The organism is Cupriavidus sp. SK-4 (assembly GCF_000611125.1).
Taxonomy (GTDB): Bacteria; Pseudomonadota; Gammaproteobacteria; order Burkholderiales; family Burkholderiaceae; genus Cupriavidus; species Cupriavidus necator.
Genome location: NZ_JFJW01000079.1, coordinates 22759 through 39723, shown reverse-complemented (window position 1 = coordinate 39723; position 16965 = coordinate 22759). Strand labels below are relative to the sequence as shown.

Here is a 16965-nt window from a genome sequence, read left to right as displayed (position 1 = left end):
GGCCTTGCCGCCCAGCCGCGCAGCCTACCTCATTTTTGTCAGGCGCGAGCGCGCAGCGCAAGCCGGCCAGCGCAGTTCTTGTACGATATACCTCATTCACGCGCGCGCACCCCCTCCCGAGACGGCGCGCATACGGAGCAAACAGGCATGAGCGAGCAGAAACACGAGCAATACCGCGCCGAAGAGGCGCAGGCGATGGAACGCGTGGTCGCGGCGACGCGGCAGGTGCAGGTGGCCTTCACCGCCTTGCAGACCCACTATCCCCCGCAGGGCAGCGGCAAGCCATCCAAGCTTGCGCTGCAGACGTTCGATGCGGCGCTGCAGGCGCTGGAAGATGCCCAGGCCACCTTCGACGAGATCCTGAACGACTTGCTCGACGAAAAACGCTGACCCCGGCCCGGCATGGCGCGGGGGCAATACATGGCCGGGAGCCTGTGATAAGGTTGCCGGACTACAGCCGCCCGGCCTGCCGCCGCACCTGAGCTGCACGGCATGCGCCACGGGACGGCAGGGCAGCGGCCGCGACGCGCGCCGCCTGCTGATACAGGAGACCCGCCGCCATGCACCGTGCCGCCCATCCCGCTGCGCTTTCCGATGTTGCCCGCCAGGCTGCCCATGTCGACCCGGCCGATGCCGACCGCGCTGGCCTGATCGCCCGCGCGCATGCGCGTTCGGCCGGATTCGGGCTGGATGCGCGCCATGCGCCCGGCTTCGATGCCGTCAGCCCGCGCGCGCTGGATGAGCTGGTGGACGCCAGCCGCGACCTGTACCGCCATGCCTTGCCGGTGATGGAGACCCTGCACGCGCAGATCGCCAATACCGACAGCATGGTGCTGCTGACCGACAGCAGCGGCGTGATCCTGCACAGCCTGGGCGACGGCGACTTCGTCGCGCGGGCGCGGCGCGTGGCGCTGGCACCGGGGGTGTCGTGGTCGGAGCCGAGCAAGGGTACCAACGCCATCGGCACCGCACTGGCCGAGGCCCGGCCCACCCTGATCCACGCCAGCGAGCATTTTCTCGAGTCCAACCACCAGCTGACCTGCTCATGCGCGCCGATCGCCAGCCCGACCGGTGCCATCCTGGGCGCGCTCGACGTCAGCGGCGATCATCGCGGCTTCCACCGGCACACCATGGCGCTGGTGCGGATGTCGGCGCAGATGATCGAGAACCACTTGTTTGCCAACCACTTCCCGGGCGCGCTGCTGGTGCGCTTCCATGCGCGGCCCGAGTTCGTCGGCACGCTGTTCGAGGGCATGGCAGCGTTCTCGCCCGACGGCATCTTCCTGGCTGCCAACCGCAGCGGTCTGTTCCAGCTGGGGCTGGCCCCGCATGCGCTGGCAGCAGCCGGCTTTGCCGGGCTGTTCGGCCAGCCGGTGCGCGTGGCGATGCAGGCGCGCAGCGGCGCGGCGGGATCGCTGCAGACGCTGACGCTGCCCAGCCGGGTGCAGGTGTTTGCCCGCATCGAATACCTGGCCGCTCCCATCGCGGTGCGCCAGCCCAGCGCTGAAGATCCGCTGCCGCCGGCACTGGCCGCGCTCGATACCGGCGACGCTGCCGTGGCCGCGGTGCTGCGCCGCGTGCGCAAGGTCAGCGGGCGCGATATCACCATCCTGGTCCAGGGCCGCACCGGCACCGGCAAGGAGTGGCTGGCGCGCGCCATCCACGCGGCCTCGCCGCGCGCCGGCGGGCCTTTCGTCGCGGTCAACTGCGCGGCCATCCCCGAATCGCTGATCGAGGCCGAACTGTTCGGCTACGAAGAAGGCGCCTTCACCGGTGCGCGCCGCCGCGGCAGCGAGGGCAAGGTCGTGCAGGCGCACGGCGGCACGCTGTTCCTGGACGAGATCGGCGACATGCCGCTGGCACAGCAGGTGCGGCTGATGCGCGTGCTGCAGGAGCGCGCGGTCACCCCGCTGGGCAGCGCCCGCGCGCTGCCGGTCGATGTGCGCGTGGTCTGCGCCACCCACCGTGACCTGCGCGCGATGATTGCCGATGGCGCCTTCCGCGAAGACCTGTACTACCGCATCAATGCGCTGGCCGTGACCCTGCCGCCGCTGTGCGAGCGCAGCGACCTGCCGCTGCTGGTCGACCGCATCCTGCAGCGGCAGGGGGAAGAAGCCGGCTTGCCGTCCCCGGTGCATGTCGATGCGCAGGTGCTGGCGCTGCTGCGCCGGCACCCGTGGCCGGGCAATATCCGGCAGCTTGCCAACGTGCTGCGCACCGCGGCGATCCTGGCGGAAGGGGAGGCGGAGATCGGGGTGGAACACCTGCCGGAAGGGTTTGAGCAGGAGTGTGGCGATGAGGTGGAGCGCTGTGACGCGGCGGTTGCCGTGCAGGTGCCGGTGCCATCAAAGGCCAGCCGCATGCGCGACTGGGAAGCAGGCCTGATCCGGCAGGCGCTTGCCAGGCACGGCGGCAATGTCAGCCACGCGGCGCGTGAGCTGGGGGTGTCGCGCAATACGATCTATCGGAGGTTGAGGGAGGGGTTGGAGGGCAACGAGGAAGCGGAGCGCTGAAGGACTTCCGATCCCGCTTGTTTGCTCCCCTCTCCCCCCCCTCCCCCCGGCCGGGGGGGGGGGCGAGGGGAGGCGGTGGCATACCGACATGCCTGACTTCGTTGAGACTCCGGCCCTCACCCCAGCCCTCTCCCGCAAGCGGGAGAGGGAGCAAACAGTCGGCAAGCGGCAAGCGGCAGGCAATCATCCAAGCACACCCTCACAACCCCGGCTGCGCCGCCAGCCACGCAGCCTCCTCATCGCTGAACAACTCCGACCGGGTCAGGAACCGCTTCCCCGTCCGTCCCTCCAGCGAGAACATCCCGCCCGCCCCCGGCACCACATCGATCACCAGCCGCGTGTGCTGCCAGTACTCGAACTGCGCCCGCGTCATGTAGAACTGCGCGCCGCCGATCTCGCCCAGGCAGACATCGGCCGCACCCACCAGCAGTTCGCCGGCGGGGTAGCACATCGGCGCGCTGCCGTCGCAGCAGCCGCCGGACTGGTGGAACATCAGCGGGCCATGCCGCGCGGCCAGCTCCGCGATCAGCGCGAGCGCGGCCGGGGTTGCCACCACGCGTGCGACCGGCGCGGTGGCGGGAGCGGACGTCGTGCCCGCCATGGTCAGAAGAACCCGAGCGCGTTGGGACTGTAGCTCACCAGCAGGTTCTTGGTCTGCTGGTAGTGGTCGAGCATCATGCGATGGTTCTCGCGGCCGATGCCGGACTGCTTGTAGCCCCCGAATGCCGCATGCGCGGGGTAGGCGTGGTAGCAGTTGGTCCACACGCGCCCCGCCTGGATGCCGCGGCCCATGCGGAATGCGCGCGCGCCGTCGCGTGTCCAGACACCCGCACCCAGCCCGTAGAGCGTGTCGTTGGCGATGGCCAGCGCCTCTTCCTCATCCTTGAAGGTGGTCACCGATACCACCGGCCCGAAGATCTCCTCCTGGAAGATGCGCATCTTGTTGTGGCCGGCGAATACGGTCGGCTTGACGTAGTAGCCGCCCGCCAGGTCGCCGTCCAGCACGTTGCGCTCGCCGCCGGTGAGGCACTGTGCGCCTTCCTTGCGGCCCAGGTCGATGTACGACAGGATCTTCTCCAGCTGTTCGGCGGACGCCTGCGCGCCGATCATGGTGCCGGTGTCGAGCGGATGACCCTGGCGGATCGCAGCCACGCGCTTGAGCGCGCGCTCCATGAAGCGGTCGTAGATCGATTCCTGGATCAGCGCGCGCGACGGGCAGGTGCAGACCTCGCCCTGGTTCAGCGCGAACATGGCAAAGCCTTCCAGCGCCTTGTCGAAGAAGGCGTCGTCGGCGGCCAGCACGTCCTCGAAGAAGATGTTGGGCGACTTGCCGCCCAGCTCCAGCGTCACCGGGATCAGGTTCTGCGACGCGTACTGCATGATCAGCCGACCAGTGGTGGTCTCGCCGGTGAAGGCCACCTTGCTGATGCGCGGGCTCGATGCCAGCGGCTTGCCGGCTTCCAGCCCGAAGCCGTTGATGACGTTGAGCACGCCCGGCGGCAGCAGGTCGCCGATCACTTCCATCAGCACCAGGATCGAGGCCGGCGTCTGTTCCGCGGGCTTGAGCACCACGCAGTTGCCGGCGGCCAGCGCCGGGGCCAGCTTCCAGGTGGCCATCAGCAGCGGGAAGTTCCACGGGATGATCTGGCCGACCACGCCCAGCGGCTCATGGAAATGGTAGGCAATGGTGTCGGCGTCGATCTCGGAGATGCCGCCTTCCTGCGCACGGATGCAGCCGGCAAAGTAGCGGAAGTGGTCGACCGCCAGCGGCAGGTCGGCGGCGGTGGTTTCGCGCACCGGCTTGCCGTTGTCGATGCTCTCGGCCACGGCCAGCAGCTTCAGGTTGGCCTCGATGCGGTCGGCGATGCGGTTCAGGATATTGGCGCGCTCGGTGGTGGAGGTGTGAGCCCACGCGGCCTTGGCGGCGTGCGCGGCGTCCAGCGCGGCGTCGACGTCCTGCTGGCCGGAGCGCGGCACGCGCGTGAACGGCTTGCCGGTGATCGGCGTGATCGATTCGAAGTACTCGCCGCCGGCGGGCGGCACCCAGGCGCCGCCGATATAGTTCTCGTACTGCTGCTTGTAGGGGTTGCTGACGCCCAGCTGGGCGATTTCCGCCATGTTCATGTCTCGCTCCGTTCAGTGATTTCTGTGGTGTCGTCACGGCATTCCGGCCGTGCGCACGGCAGGCTGATCGCAAGAGCTGTGCCGGGGCGTGAATCGAACGAAAGAACGGGGAAAAGCGGGGGGCGAGTGCGCGTGGCACGGGTGGGATATGTCACGCGCCGGCACGGCTGTGCCAGCGCGTGACATCGGGTGTTCCAGAATGGAACACCCGGGGCAGGGCTTCAGTGCCCGGGGCCTGCGGCGCGCAGCGCCTTGACCGCGGTAGGCGTCACGTCGGCCGGCTGGCCGCCCCAGGTGGCGCGCAGGTAGTTGGCCAGCTGCGCCAGCTCTTCGTCGCTCATGCGCGCGGCAAAGCCCGGCATGTCCTGCATGGCCTCCAGGCCGGGGAAGCGCTGCGCCTCGATGCCGTCGAGCATCGACACGATCAGGTTGCGCGCGTCGGCGTTGCGCACGGTCGAGTTGCCGGCCATCGATACCGCCACGTGCGGCTTGCCTTCGCCCTCGCGGCCGTGGCAGCCGGCGCAGACCGCCACATAGTGGCGGCGGCCCGGCGCCAGTTGCGCGGCATCGGCGTTGACGGGCTTGACTGGCTGCGGTGCGGGCGGCTTGTCCCCCAGCAGGTAGGTCGTCATCGCCGCCAGGTCGCCCTTGTTCAGGTACTGGCTGCTCAGATGCACCACCGGGTACATCTCGCCGAAGGCCGAGCCCTGCGGCGCGATGCCGATGGCAAAGAACTGCTGCAGGTCGGCCGCGGTCCAGCCGCGCGCGGCCAGCCCGGCCGGCGTGATGTCCGGCGCGCCCACGCGTGCCAGCGCGGCGCCGGCCAGCGGCTGCGACAGGTCCAGCCGCCCGAACGCGGCGCGCGGCGTATGGCACTCGGCGCAATGGCCGAGCGCATTGGACAGGTAGCGGCCGCGCTGCCACGACTCGGAATTGCCGGCGGAGGCATCTGGCAGCTTGTCCTCCAGGAACAGCAGGTTCCAGCCCGCCAGCGCAAAGCGCAGGTTGTACGGGAACTGCAGGTCGTGCGGGCGGTTCGGCACGGCGGCCGGCTTTACCTGCATCAGGTAGGCATACATGGCATCGGTATCCACGCGCGACAGCCCGCGGTACGAGGTGTACGGCATGGCCGGATAGAGGTGCTTGTCCGGCGTCTTGCCGTCATGCAGCGCGGTGTAGAAGTCGTCTGCGCTCCAGTTGCCGATGCCGTGGGTCTTGTCGGGCGTGATGTTGGTGCCGTAGAACTTGCCGAACGGCGAGGCCAGCTCAACGCCGCCGGCAAACGGCGCGCCCTGCGGCGCGGTATGGCAGGCGGCGCAGTCGGCCGCGCGCATCAGGTAGCGGCCGCGCGCGATCTGCTCGGCGGGCGGCAGCTGGCCCTTGGGCGCCTGGTCGGCGGCGGGCGCGACGGCTTCGGTTTTGCCGCCGCAAGCGGCCGCCAGCGTGGCGGCGGCCAGCGCGGCAAGGGCCACGCGGGCGAAGTTCAGGAAGGCGGGGCGCTGCATCACTTGGCGCTCCCGCTGTCCTTGACCAGTCCCGGTGTGCTGGTGATCACGTCCTTCACGGCTTCGAAGTAGCGCACATAGCCAGTGCAGCGGCAGATATGGCCGTCCAGCGCGGTGGTGATGGCCTCGTCGACCTTGTCTTTTGCCACCGGCTTGCGCTTGAGCTGTTCCACCAGGATGGTGGCGCCATTGACGAAGCCCGGCGTGCAATAGCCGCACTGGAAGCTGAAGTGGTCCAGGAACTTCTGCTGTACCGGCGTCAGCTCCGCCACCTCGCCTTTCTCGTTGCGCTTGCCGTGGCCTTCCACGGTGCGCACCTTGCGGCCCTGGAACCAGTGCGCGCCGGTGATGCAGCTGCGCACTTCCTCGCTGGTGCCGTCGGCCTTGTCGTGGATCACCACGCAGGCATGGCAGATGCCCTGGCCGCAGCCCAGGCGCGAGCCGGTCAGGTCCAGGTATTCATGCAGGAAGTCGATCATCATCAGGCCTTCGGGCACGTCGAGCGGACCGACCTCCTTGCCGTTGATGTTCAGGGAAAGCGGTTGGGTGGCGATGCTCATGCCAGTACCTCCTGGATCTTTTCGGCCGTGACCGGCAGGTCGGTGAAGCGGTGGCCGATGGCATGCGCGATGCCGTTGACGATGGCGCCCACCACCGGGATCATCACCACCTCGGCGATGCCCTTGGGCGGGTCGGTTTCAGAGACGGGCGGCAGCACCGTGCCGGACTGGGTCCACACCGCCACGTCGCTGGCGCGCGGCAGGTGGTAGCGGTTGAAGTTCCAGGTGCCGTTGCCGGGGCCGTCCTCGTAGAGCGGCAGGTATTCATGCAGCGCGTGGCCGATGCCCATGGCGATGCCGCCCTGCAGCTGGCCGGACACCAGTTGCGGCGACAGCTGCGTGCCGCACTCCATGATGGAGTGGTGCGACAGCACCGCGACCTTGCCGCTGGCCTCATGCACCGACAGCTCGACCAAGGTGCCGACCGCGCTGTAGTACGTGACCGAGGCATTGTTGCGCTGGGTGGTCGCGACGTAGACCTTCTTTCGGTCGAGCACGTCGTAGCCGCCGCTGGTGCGCATGCGCGCCTTGCGCGCGCCATCCGCGCCATCGCCGTAGCGCACCGACAGGCCATCCACCGGCAGCCGCGCGGCGTGCCCGCTGATGTCGAAATCGGCCTCGCTCCACTGCCAGCGGTTGAAGACGTGCACGGTGGCGCCGGTGACCAGGCCCATCTCATGGGCCTTGGCTGCCAGCTGCTCCAGCGGCAGCGCCTGCAGGCCGCCGGCGCTGAGCTTGCCCTCGACCCAGCGCGCGTCTTCCACGCGCACCACCAGCGAGGCCGCCTGGCCGCCGCCGATGCCCTGGCTCCAGATCGCCATCGCCGCCGGCCACAGGCCGTGCATGAAGATCACGCGCGCGGCTTCGCGCGTGCTGTGGGTGAAGTAGTAGGCCGAGTTGGTGGCGCTGGCGGGCGACGCGTACGACGGCGACCAGCGCGGGTTGGCGCACAGCCGGTCCTGCTCGGCCTGGCTCATCAGGTACGGATCGCCCGAGGTCACCACCGGCAGGTCGGCCCAGTCGGTGACCGAGGTACGCACCTCGGCCGCGGGCTTGCCCAGCTAGCGGGCCACCGCGGCGGCCTGCGAGGTCGACATGCCGGTGCCGATCTCGGCGCCGGAGTGGTGCAGCGCGATGCTGCCGTCGGCCTTCATCTCGACCTTGGCAAACGAAGCTTCAGCACCGGTGCCGAAGTCCTTCTGCACGCAGGCAAAGCCCACGCCGTAGCGGCGGCCGGGGTTGGCGGCTTCGTACTCCGCCTTCTTCTTCGCGCGGCCGGTCCACAACGGATGGACCTTCGCGGCTTCCAGCACTTCATCGACACGGATCGCGCCGGCCGGGATGGCGCCCTGCGTGTTCTTCATGCCCGAGCGCAAGGCGTTCTTCAGCCGGAACTCGATCGGGTCGAGCTTGAGCTGCTCGGCGAACTCGTCGACCATCATCTCGGTCGCGGCCATGCTCTGCAGCGTGCCGTAGCCGCGCGCGGAGCCTGCGTCGATGGCGCGCGAGGCGATTGCCACCGCGGTCAGGTCGTTCTTCGGGAAGTAGTAGATTGATTGCGCGGCGGTGGCGCCCACCATCGCCACCGACGGCGAGAAGTTGGCGCGGCCGCCGCCGTTGGCCTCCAGGTCGCCCTGGAAGGCCTGGAACAGCCCGGTCTTGCGGTCCACCGCGATGCGGTAGCGCATCTTGAAGGCGTGGCGCTTGATCGAGGTCTGGAACTGCTCGTAGCGGTCGTTGGCCAGGCGCACCGGCTTGCCCTCGGCATAGAGCGCCGTGACCAGGCCGTAGAACGGGAAGTTGTAGTGGTCCTTGGAGCCGTAGCCCACGGTGTAGCACGGGTGCAGGAACACCTGCTTCACAGGGAACGCGCCCTTGGCCTTTGCCAGCATCTCGGCCGCGCTCTCGGCGACCTCGATCGGGGACTGCGTCGGCACCACCAGGTGCAGCGCCTGCGCCGCGGCGTCGTACCAGCAGTTGGCGTTGTCGGGCTCCAGCGCCGCGGTGTCGACCGACTGCGAGTTGTACTCGCGCTCCAGCACCAGCCAGTCCTCGGGCGGCCTGGCCAGCTGCGCGCGGATCGCGTCGGCGTGGTACATGCCCTGTTCGCCAAGCTGGCCGTGGTCCTTGCCGTCCGGCCACACCGGCTGGTGCTTGCGCATCATGCTGGGGAACACCGGCGCGTTCTTCAGGCTGGAGAACACGTCGTCGTCATACGGCGTGGTGCCGCCCACGCGCACGAAGCGGAAGGTGCCCCACGGATCGCGTTCCAGCGGGCCGGTTTTGGCGCCGTAGCGGATCACGTCGTCGCGGGACTTGAGCTTGTCCTTGGCAAAGCGGAAGCGCGCGAAGTCGTGGTAGATCAGGATCGCCACCGCATGGCCCAGGTAGGCCGCGGTCTTGCCCGCGGGCAGCAGCATGTCTACGCCGTAGAACGCGGGGAAGGCCACGCCGTCGCGAGCGAGGTCTTCCGCGGTGACCACGCGGTCCGGCTTCAGGTCGTCGCCGAGCACGGCGAGGTCGAAGCCCTCATAGGTGAGGTCGGCCTGCGTGGCGCGCAGGATGAAGGCGTGCGATTGCTGCTGCGGCCAGTGCGGCATGTCGCGCGCGCGGATATCGCGCGCGAACACCTTGGCGCCGGTGACCTTGGCAATGCCGTCGATGCGGAATTTCGGGACGCCGGCCTTGGGGTCCCACTGGACCGGGGTCAGGAGCTTGTCTTCGAACAATGCCGCGAAGGCTTTGCCGCCGATGGGTGCGATATAGACCGACACCCCGGCCACGACGCTGGCTTTCAGAAAAGTGCGCCGTGAAGGGTTGAAGCTGGGCATAAGGATTCCTCGGGAATGCGCTGCTACTGCAGCCGGCGCGCGACGTGCGGGATCAACGGGGATCGTGACAAGATGGCCGAAGCAGTGCCTGGCCGCATGCGGCGATGCCGCGTGCGTGGGCCTGGCTGCGTAGCCGTGGCGCCGGAGAGGGCTGGTGAGAGGTGGGGCAATGTCTTGTTATCTGTCGTGGCACGGCCTGGCGCGCTGACCGGGCGATTGTGCGTTGACGTCAGGGTATACCGCAAGTCGGGGCGTCGAATAGCGGTTATCAGTGGGGGTTGATACTCGCGGCCGCGCGGTTGTGCATTGCGGCATGGCGCGGGTCGGTGCCGCAAGCCATGCCTGGAGCCGTTGTCTGCACGAAGAGACAGGCAGATCCATGCCGCGCGGGCGGCGGCAGGGACCGAAAGAATTCAGATCGCCGCCAGAATCATTCATATCCCGGCGTGCGGCCGGCCGTCCAATATCGGCCGGGCATGGTGACTGCGGCTACCCCTGCCGCTGGCGCCGGCTGTCGGGCACGAAGTGCTGGAGCGAACCGTCGCCATAGGCGCGCTGCACTTCGGATATCACCACGTGATAGCCGTCATACCACTTGCGGTACTGGCGCTTGGCGTCCAGGTGCCGCGGGTGGGTGGCGAAGGCTTGCAGGGAGTCCTTGTCGCGCCAGTAGTAGCTGGCGTTGGACAACTGGCCATCTGGCGAGCGCCAGGACTCGGCACCGACAAAGCCGGGTATGCCGGCGGCGATCTCGTCGATCAGGGCGCTGAGGCGGTGGAACTCGTCATCGGCCTGGCCGGGCCGGTAAATAAAGGCTGCGATATACATCAGGGGCTCTGCGTGGGAAACGGTTTCAGGCCGGGCGTGAGGTCAGCACCAGCCGCAGCGCCAGCAGCACCAGCACGGCTGCCAGACCGCGCGACTGCAGTGTTGCCGCCTTGGGATGGCGTGACAGGAAGCGGCGCACGGTGCCGCCAGCGGCTCCGAGCAATGCATGGAACACGGTGGCGATCACCGTCAGGACCAGGCCGAGCACGAGCAGCTGCTGGGCCACGCCGCCCTTGCCGGGATCCACGAACTGCGGCAGGAAGACCATGAAGAACAGCAGCGCCTTGGGATTGAGCAGGCTGTTCAGCATGGCGCGCACAAACACCGAGCGCAAGGACGCCTGCGTCACCACTGCCTCTTTCAGCGCAAGCGGCTGCCGGAGCGCCTTGACCGCCATCCACAGCAGATAGGCCGCGCCGGCATAGCGGATCAGGTCGAACGCCGGCGCCCACGCCAACACCAGGGCGGTGATGCCGGTGGCTGTCAGGACCGTGAGGATCAGGTCGGCCACGGCAATCCCCAGTGCCGTCGCAACGCCGCCCCGAGGGCCATAGGTGATGCCATGTGCCATCACGAAGGCCATGTTCGGGCCGGGTGACAGGAGCAGCAGCATCACTGCCGCGGCGAAGATCGACAGGGTGGTCAGGGCAATCATGTGCAGGAAATGGTTAGCATTGACTAGGCATGCAGGCTATTCTTCTGGCCTGATACACGCAAAGCATTGTTCTAGATACAAAGCATGGCCCACGCGCGCTACAAGACCATTGTTGACGAGATTGCCGCGCGCATTCATCGCGGCGAGCTGCCTCCGGGCACGCAATTGCCGACGGTGCGTGCGCTGATGAAGCAGTACGGCGTGGCGCTGGCGACCGCGGCACGCGTCTACGTCGAGCTGGAAGCCGTCGGGCTGGTGGTCGGCGAGACCGGCCGGGGCACGTTCGTGCGCGATACCTCGCTGCCGCGTGGCCTGGGGCTGGAGCAGCATCCGGTGCGCGCCGGCGCGGTGGACCTGACCTTCAACTATCCGTCGCTGCCCGGGCAGGTTGAACTGTTGCGCGATGGCTTGCGCAGCATCGCGGCCTCGGGCGATCTCGACGCGCTGCTGCATTCGGCGCCGCAGGGCGGGCGCCCGCACGAACGGCAGGCCGTCGCCCGGCACCTGCGCAACCGCGGCATCCGGGTGCCGGGCAGCCAGGTGCTGATCGTCAACGGCGCGCAGCAGGGCCTGGCGGTGACGGTGATGGGACTGCTCAATCCCGGCGACGTCCTGGCGGTTGACGCGCTGACGTACCCGGGGATGAAGGCGCTGGCGCAGTTGTACCGGCTCGACCTGGAGCCGCTGCCGGCGACCGCCGCGGGCCTGGACTTGGATCGGCTTGCCGCGCTCTGCAAGCGGCGTCCGGTGCGGGCGGTCTACACCATGCCGACAATGCACAATCCGCTGGGCTATGTCATGAACGAAGCGGACCGCGGCCGCCTTGCGGCGCTGGCGCAACGGCATGATCTGCTGATCATTGAAGACGGTGCCTACGCCTTCCTTGCCGAACCGGCGCCGAAACCGGTGTTCACCTTTGCGCCGGAGCGGACCGTCTACGTCTCGGGCTTGTCGAAAAGCGTGGCCTCGGGCCTGAGGATGGGATTCGTCGCGGCGCCCGGGCCGCTGGTGCCGGCCCTGGAACGTGCCATTCGCGTGTCAACCTGGAACACGCCGTCGCTCACCGTGGCGTTAGGCTGCCTCTGGATCGAAGCGGGCATCGTCGATGACCTGGAAGAGCGCAAGCGCAAGGACGCCCGGCGCAGGCAGAGCCTGGCGCGGTGCATCCTGCGCGGCTGCCGCGTCACGGCGCACCCGTCGTCGTACTACCTGTGGCTTGAACTCGAGGAGGACCTGCGCGCTGACCAGGTCGTGGCCGCCCTGGAGCACGAGGGGGTGCTGGTGACGACGGCCGAGCCGTTCGCGGTCGGCGCGAGCGTGCCGCATGCGCTGCGGCTGGCGCTCGGGTCGATTTCCATGGATGCGCTGGAGCAGGCGTTGCGCAAGGTCCGGCGGGCGGTGGCCGGCTGAAGCGGCGGCAAAGGCTGCCGCGTCAGCGGAACACCAGCGTCCTGCCGCCGTTGCGCAGGACCCGATGTTCCGCATGCCATTTCACCGCGCGCGCCAGCGCCACGCATTCCACGTCGCGTCCGATGGCGGTCAGCTGCGCGGCGTCCATGGCATGGTCAACGCGCGCGACTTCCTGCTCGATGATGGGGCCTTCGTCGAGGTCGCCGGTCACGTAATGCGCTGTGGCGCCGATCAGCTTGACGCCGCGCTCATAGGCTTGCGCGTAGGGGCGCGCGCCCTTGAAGCTGGGCAGGAAGGAATGATGGATATTGATGGCGCGGCCCTCCAGGCGGCGGCACAGGTCGTCGGACAAGACCTGCATGTAACGGGCCAGGACGACCAGGTCGATGCTGTAGTCGCAGACCAGGTCCCACAGTCTCGCTTCCTGCGCGGCCTTGCCTTGCGGCGTGGCATTGAGCAGCGGCAGGTGATGGAACGGGATGTCGTAGCTCGCCGCAAGCTGGTAGAAGTCCTTGTGGTTGGAGACGATGGCCGGAATCTCGATGGGCAGCTGGCCGGTGCGGTAGCGGAACAGCAGGTCGTTCAGGCAGTGGCCGATCTTTGACACCATCAGCATCACGCGCGGCTTGCGCGCGGCGTCGTGGAGCGACCAGTCCATCTCATGCGCGGCCGCCACGCGCGCCAGCGTGCTGCGCAGGGCAGCGAGCGCATCGCCGGCATCCTGGCCTTCGGGCAGCGGCCGCTGGAAGTGCACGCGCATGAAAAACCGTGCGCTGTCGCGATCGCCGAACTGCGCGGAATCGACGATATTGGCGCCGGCTTCCACCAGCAGCGCCGAGACGGCATGGACAATGCCGGGACGGTCGGGGCACGACAGCGTCAGGATGTAGCTGGCGGATTCGGTCTGGACCACTGGCATGGGCACTCCGGTATCGGGTTGTATCATCAGGCCTTGGTCCGTTCGCTGGTCGGATCGTACGGTGCGCGCAGATGGATGCGCGCAGGCAGCAGTTCTCCGGCCAGGTCCACGTGATACTTGCCGCCCTCGATCCATGCCGCGTCGGCCGGACCATCGTCGCGTGCCAGCAAGCCCATGCCCACCGGACAGCCAAGGGTGTGGCCGAACGCGGCGGAAGTCACGAAGCCGGCCGGGTGCACGGTGCCGTCCTGGGCGGTGCGCAGGATCGCCTCGCCGCCCCAGAGCATGGCCTCGCTGACGCCGTCCAGCGTGACCACGGCAACGCGCCGCCGCATCTGCGCGGCACCGCCGGCAGCGCGCAGCTTGAGCAGCGCTTCGCGCCCGCGGAACGGGATGTCCGTGTTCAGCTTGCAGGCAAACGACAGCCCGGCCTCGAACGGATGGATATCGGTGGTCAGTTCGCGGCTCCAGGCGCGGTAGCCCTTTTCGATGCGCAGCGATTCGATGGCGTAGTAGCCGGCGTTGACCAGTCCGAAGCGTTTCCCGGCCTCTTGCAGGGTGTCATGGACACCCACGGCGAATTCCACCGGGACATACAGTTCCCAGCCCAGTTCGCCCACATAGGTCAGGCGTGTGGCCCGCACCGTGGCATAGCCGAGATCGATCTCTTTCGAGGTGCCGAACGGGAACGCCTGATTGGAAAAATCGGTGCGCGACACGCTCTGCAGCAGCTCGCGCGAGCGCGGGCCCATCACCGCCAGCACGGCGTACTGCCCGGTGACATCGACAATCGCGCAGCGCTTGTCGGCCGGAATCAGGCGCTCGATATAGTTGAAGTCGCGCGTGGTCTGCGCCGAGCCGGTCACCAGCAGGTACTGGTCGTGCGCCAGCCGCGTCACGGTCAGGTCGGATTCATAGGTGCCGCGATCGTTGAGCATGGCGGTGTACACGGTCTGCCCCGGCGGCACGGCCACGTCGTTGCTCATCACGTATTGCAGCACGGCCTCGGCATCGGCACCCTTGACGATGTACTTGGAGAACGAACTCATATCGAACAACGCCACTGCCTCGCGGCAGGCGCGGTGTTCCGCGCCGCTCCACGGCAGCCAGTTCTGTTGCCCGAACGAATAGCGGATCTCGGGCGATTGTCCGGCAGGCGCGAAGAAGTTCGGCCGCTCCCAACCCATCTTGCTGCCGAAATTGGCGCCGGCAGCGTGCAGGTGGGCATAGAGCGGCGAGCGCCGGAACGGCCGCGCCGTACCCAGTTCCCGGTTGGGCCAGGGCATCGCGTAGTGCAGGCCCAGCGTTTCCTTGACGCGGTCGTGCAGCCAGCTCTCATTGCCGTTGAAGCCGGCAAAGCGGCGGATATCGACCGGCCACAGGTCCATGGTCGGCTCGCCCGCGACGATCCATTCAGCCAGCGCCATGCCGGCGCCGCCGGCAGACGCGATCCCCATCGAGTTGAAGCCCGCGCCCACGTAGAAATTGCGCAGTTCGGGCGCTTCGCCGAGGATGAAGTTGTTGTCCGGCGTGAACGACTCGGGCCCGTTGTAGAACTGCTTGACCTGCGCCGACTCCAGTGCCGGAACGCGGATCAGCGCGTTCTCCATCAGGATCTCGAACTGGTCCCAGTCATCAGGCAGCAGCTGGAACTCGAACGGCTCGGGAATGCCCTGCATGCCCCACGGCTTGGCATTGGGCTCGAAGCCGCCCATCACCAGCCCGCCCACTTCTTCCTTGAAGTAGATGAAGCCGTCCGGGTCGCGCATCACCGGCAGGTCAGGATGCACGCCGGCAATGCGCTCGGTGACGATGTAATAGTGCTCGGCCGAGTGCAGCGGCACAGTAACGCCGCACATCTGGCCGACCTTGCGCGCCCACTGGCCGGCGCAGTTGACGACGATCTCCGCCTCGATGCGGCCTTCGTCGCCGGCCTTGTTGCGCCAGCTCACGCCGGTGGCGCGGCCATCGCGGGTATGGATCGCGGTGATCTTCGTATCCTGCGCGATGACCGCACCGCGGCTGCGCGCGCCGCGCGCCAGCGCCTGGGTCAGGTCGGTCGGGTTGGCCTTGCCGTCGCCCGGCAGCCAGACCGCCCCAAGCAGGTCGTCGGTGCGCATCACCGGCCACAGTTCGCCGGCCTGGGCGGGCGAGATCACCTCGCATTCCACGCCATAGGCCCGCGCCACCGCCGCGGTGCGGCGCAGTTGCGTCATGCGTTCCGCGGTGCGCGCGACCGACAGCGAGCCGCATTGCTTCCAGCCGGTGCCAAGGCCCGTTTCCGCTTCCAGTTCGCTGTACAGCTGCGTGGAGTAGCGGATCAGTTTCGTCATGCTCTCCTGCGAGCGCAGTTGCCCGACCAGGCCGGCCGCGTGCCAGGTGGTGCCGCAGGACAGTTGTCCCTGTTCCAGCAGGACCACATCCTTCCAGCCGAGTTTGGTCAGGTGATAGGCGACGCTGCAACCGATGATGCCGCCGCCGATGATGACGACGCGGGAGTGGGATGGGATGACAGGGGACATGGCGGGAAAACCTCGGCAGGAAAGTGGTTGGCGTTGCCTGCCATGTTATGCAAAAAAACGCCAATAAACAACACAAAATGCAACATAACTCGGCGGATCAGCGCGCCAGTTGCAGTGTCAGGATCCCCGCCAGGACCAGCGCGGTCGCAATCAGCCGCCGCCGGTCGAAGGGCTCGCGCAGCAGGAAGTGGCCCAGCAGCGCGGCAAAGATCACGCTCGATTCACGCAGCGCCGCCAGCTTGGTCACAGGCGCCATGGTCATCGCCCACAGCATCAGTGCATACGAGCCCACCCGGTTGATGCCGCCGATCCACGCGCGCTTCCATTCCGTGCGCATCAGCGTGACCAGCGCGGTGCCGCGCCGGCTGAAGGCGTAGGTCGGCATGAAGATGTGCGACATCGCCTGCAGCCAGACGATGTAGGTGAAGACCTCGCCGTAGCGCTTGACCGCGGTGCCGTCGATCACGGTGCCGCCCGCCAGGCAGGCCCCGGCCAGCAGCGCAAAGCCGAGCAGGTCGGGCGATTGCCGGCGCCAGCGCACCAGGCTGACCAGCCCGCAGCAGATCAGCGCGATGCCGGCATAGCCGCCTGGCCCCAGCCGTTCGCTGCCGGCCAGCAACAGCAGGATCGCCACCATCATCGGCGCCGAGCCGCGCATCAGCGGATAGGCCTGGCTGAAGTCGCCACGGTTGTAGGCGGCCACCAGCGACAGCTTGTAGCCGACTTCCAGTGCCACGGTGGCCAGCAGGAAGGGCCACACCTGCGGTGCGGGCAGCGGCACCAGGAACAGGAAGGGCACGGCCACCAGCAGGCAGAAGGTGTCGATCAGCGCCATCGACGACAACCGGTCGCCGCCGATCTTGACGATGGCGTTCCACGACGCGTGCATCAGCGCGGACAGCATCACGGCGGCAAAGGCGAGGCCGTGAAAGTCTGGGGGGAGGGACATGAAGGGTTGAGTTTGCGAACCGATGGTTTGCTCCCCTCTCCCGCTTGCGGGAGAGGGGCAGGGGGTGAGGGTAGGCGGTGGCAATGGCGCGGGCGCGTGCGTTATTTGCGCATTTTGATGTCGCGACGCAGCGGTCCGCAGTACAGCAA

The 16965-nt window shown here is 67.9% G+C and carries 12 protein-coding genes and 1 pseudogene; 3 read left to right on the top strand and 10 right to left on the bottom strand.

Features of this window, described 5'->3' with window-relative positions:
* Positions 1–147: 147 nt before the first annotated feature.
* Together CF68_RS17165 and CF68_RS17160 are read left to right on the top strand one after the other, a co-directional pair.
* Positions 148–390: a hypothetical protein gene (locus CF68_RS17165; protein ID WP_018308883.1), complete on the top strand. Its 243-nt coding sequence runs from the start codon at positions 148–150 to the stop codon at positions 388–390.
* 170 nt (positions 391–560) lie between these two features.
* Positions 561–2513 (top strand): sigma-54-dependent Fis family transcriptional regulator, encoded by a 1953-nt coding sequence (locus CF68_RS17160; RefSeq protein WP_035820896.1) that lies wholly within the window; start codon positions 561–563, stop codon positions 2511–2513.
* Positions 2514–2712: 199 nt separating this feature from the next.
* On the opposite strand, the gene CF68_RS17155 is transcribed toward CF68_RS17160, so the two are convergent.
* The 7 genes and pseudogenes from CF68_RS17155 to CF68_RS17125 form a co-directional block, all read right to left on the bottom strand.
* Positions 2713–3114 carry a DUF779 domain-containing protein gene (locus tag CF68_RS17155; RefSeq protein WP_051591563.1) on the bottom strand — a complete coding sequence of 134 codons (402 nt, stop codon included), beginning with the start codon at positions 3112–3114 and terminating at the stop codon, positions 2713–2715.
* 2 nt (positions 3115–3116) lie between these two features.
* Positions 3117–4637, bottom strand: a complete 1521-nt coding sequence (gene adh, locus CF68_RS17150; RefSeq protein WP_035820894.1) for an aldehyde dehydrogenase — start codon at positions 4635–4637, stop codon at positions 3117–3119.
* 221 nt (positions 4638–4858) lie between these two features.
* A complete protein-coding gene (locus CF68_RS17145) occupies positions 4859–6142 on the bottom strand; it encodes a cytochrome c (protein ID WP_035820892.1) in 1284 nt (427 codons plus the stop codon).
* Positions 6142–6702 carry a (2Fe-2S)-binding protein gene (locus tag CF68_RS17140; RefSeq protein WP_035820890.1) on the bottom strand — a complete coding sequence of 187 codons (561 nt, stop codon included), beginning with the start codon at positions 6700–6702 and terminating at the stop codon, positions 6142–6144. The genes CF68_RS17145 and CF68_RS17140 overlap by 1 nt, the downstream gene beginning before the upstream one ends.
* Positions 6699–9533 (bottom strand): annotated as a pseudogene (locus CF68_RS17135) (xanthine dehydrogenase family protein molybdopterin-binding subunit). Before CF68_RS17135 ends, CF68_RS17140 begins: the two are co-directional and overlap by 4 nt.
* 489 nt (positions 9534–10022) lie before the next feature.
* Entirely contained in the window at positions 10023–10361 is a 339-nt protein-coding gene (locus CF68_RS17130) for an antibiotic biosynthesis monooxygenase (RefSeq protein ID WP_035820889.1), read from the bottom strand.
* A gap of 25 nt (positions 10362–10386) precedes the next feature.
* A complete protein-coding gene (locus CF68_RS17125) occupies positions 10387–11016 on the bottom strand; it encodes a LysE family translocator (protein ID WP_035820887.1) in 630 nt (209 codons plus the stop codon).
* Positions 11017–11100: 84 nt separating this feature from the next.
* Between CF68_RS17125 and CF68_RS17120 the strand changes: the two genes are divergently transcribed.
* A complete protein-coding gene (locus CF68_RS17120; RefSeq protein ID WP_035820885.1) occupies positions 11101–12426 on the top strand; it encodes a PLP-dependent aminotransferase family protein in 1326 nt (441 codons plus the stop codon).
* Between the two features lie 22 nt (positions 12427–12448).
* Here CF68_RS17120 and purU read toward each other — a convergent pair whose 3' ends face one another.
* From purU to CF68_RS17105, 3 genes are all read right to left on the bottom strand, one after another.
* Complete coding sequence (purU, locus tag CF68_RS17115; RefSeq protein WP_035820882.1) at positions 12449–13345, bottom strand: formyltetrahydrofolate deformylase; 897 nt, start codon at positions 13343–13345, stop codon at positions 12449–12451.
* 26 nt (positions 13346–13371) lie between these two features.
* A complete protein-coding gene (locus tag CF68_RS17110; protein WP_035820880.1) occupies positions 13372–15867 on the bottom strand; it encodes an FAD-dependent oxidoreductase in 2496 nt (831 codons plus the stop codon).
* A gap of 97 nt (positions 15868–15964) precedes the next feature.
* Positions 15965–16816, bottom strand: a complete 852-nt coding sequence (locus CF68_RS17105) for an EamA family transporter (RefSeq protein WP_035820878.1) — start codon at positions 16814–16816, stop codon at positions 15965–15967.
* Between the last annotated feature and the right edge of the window lie 149 nt (positions 16817–16965).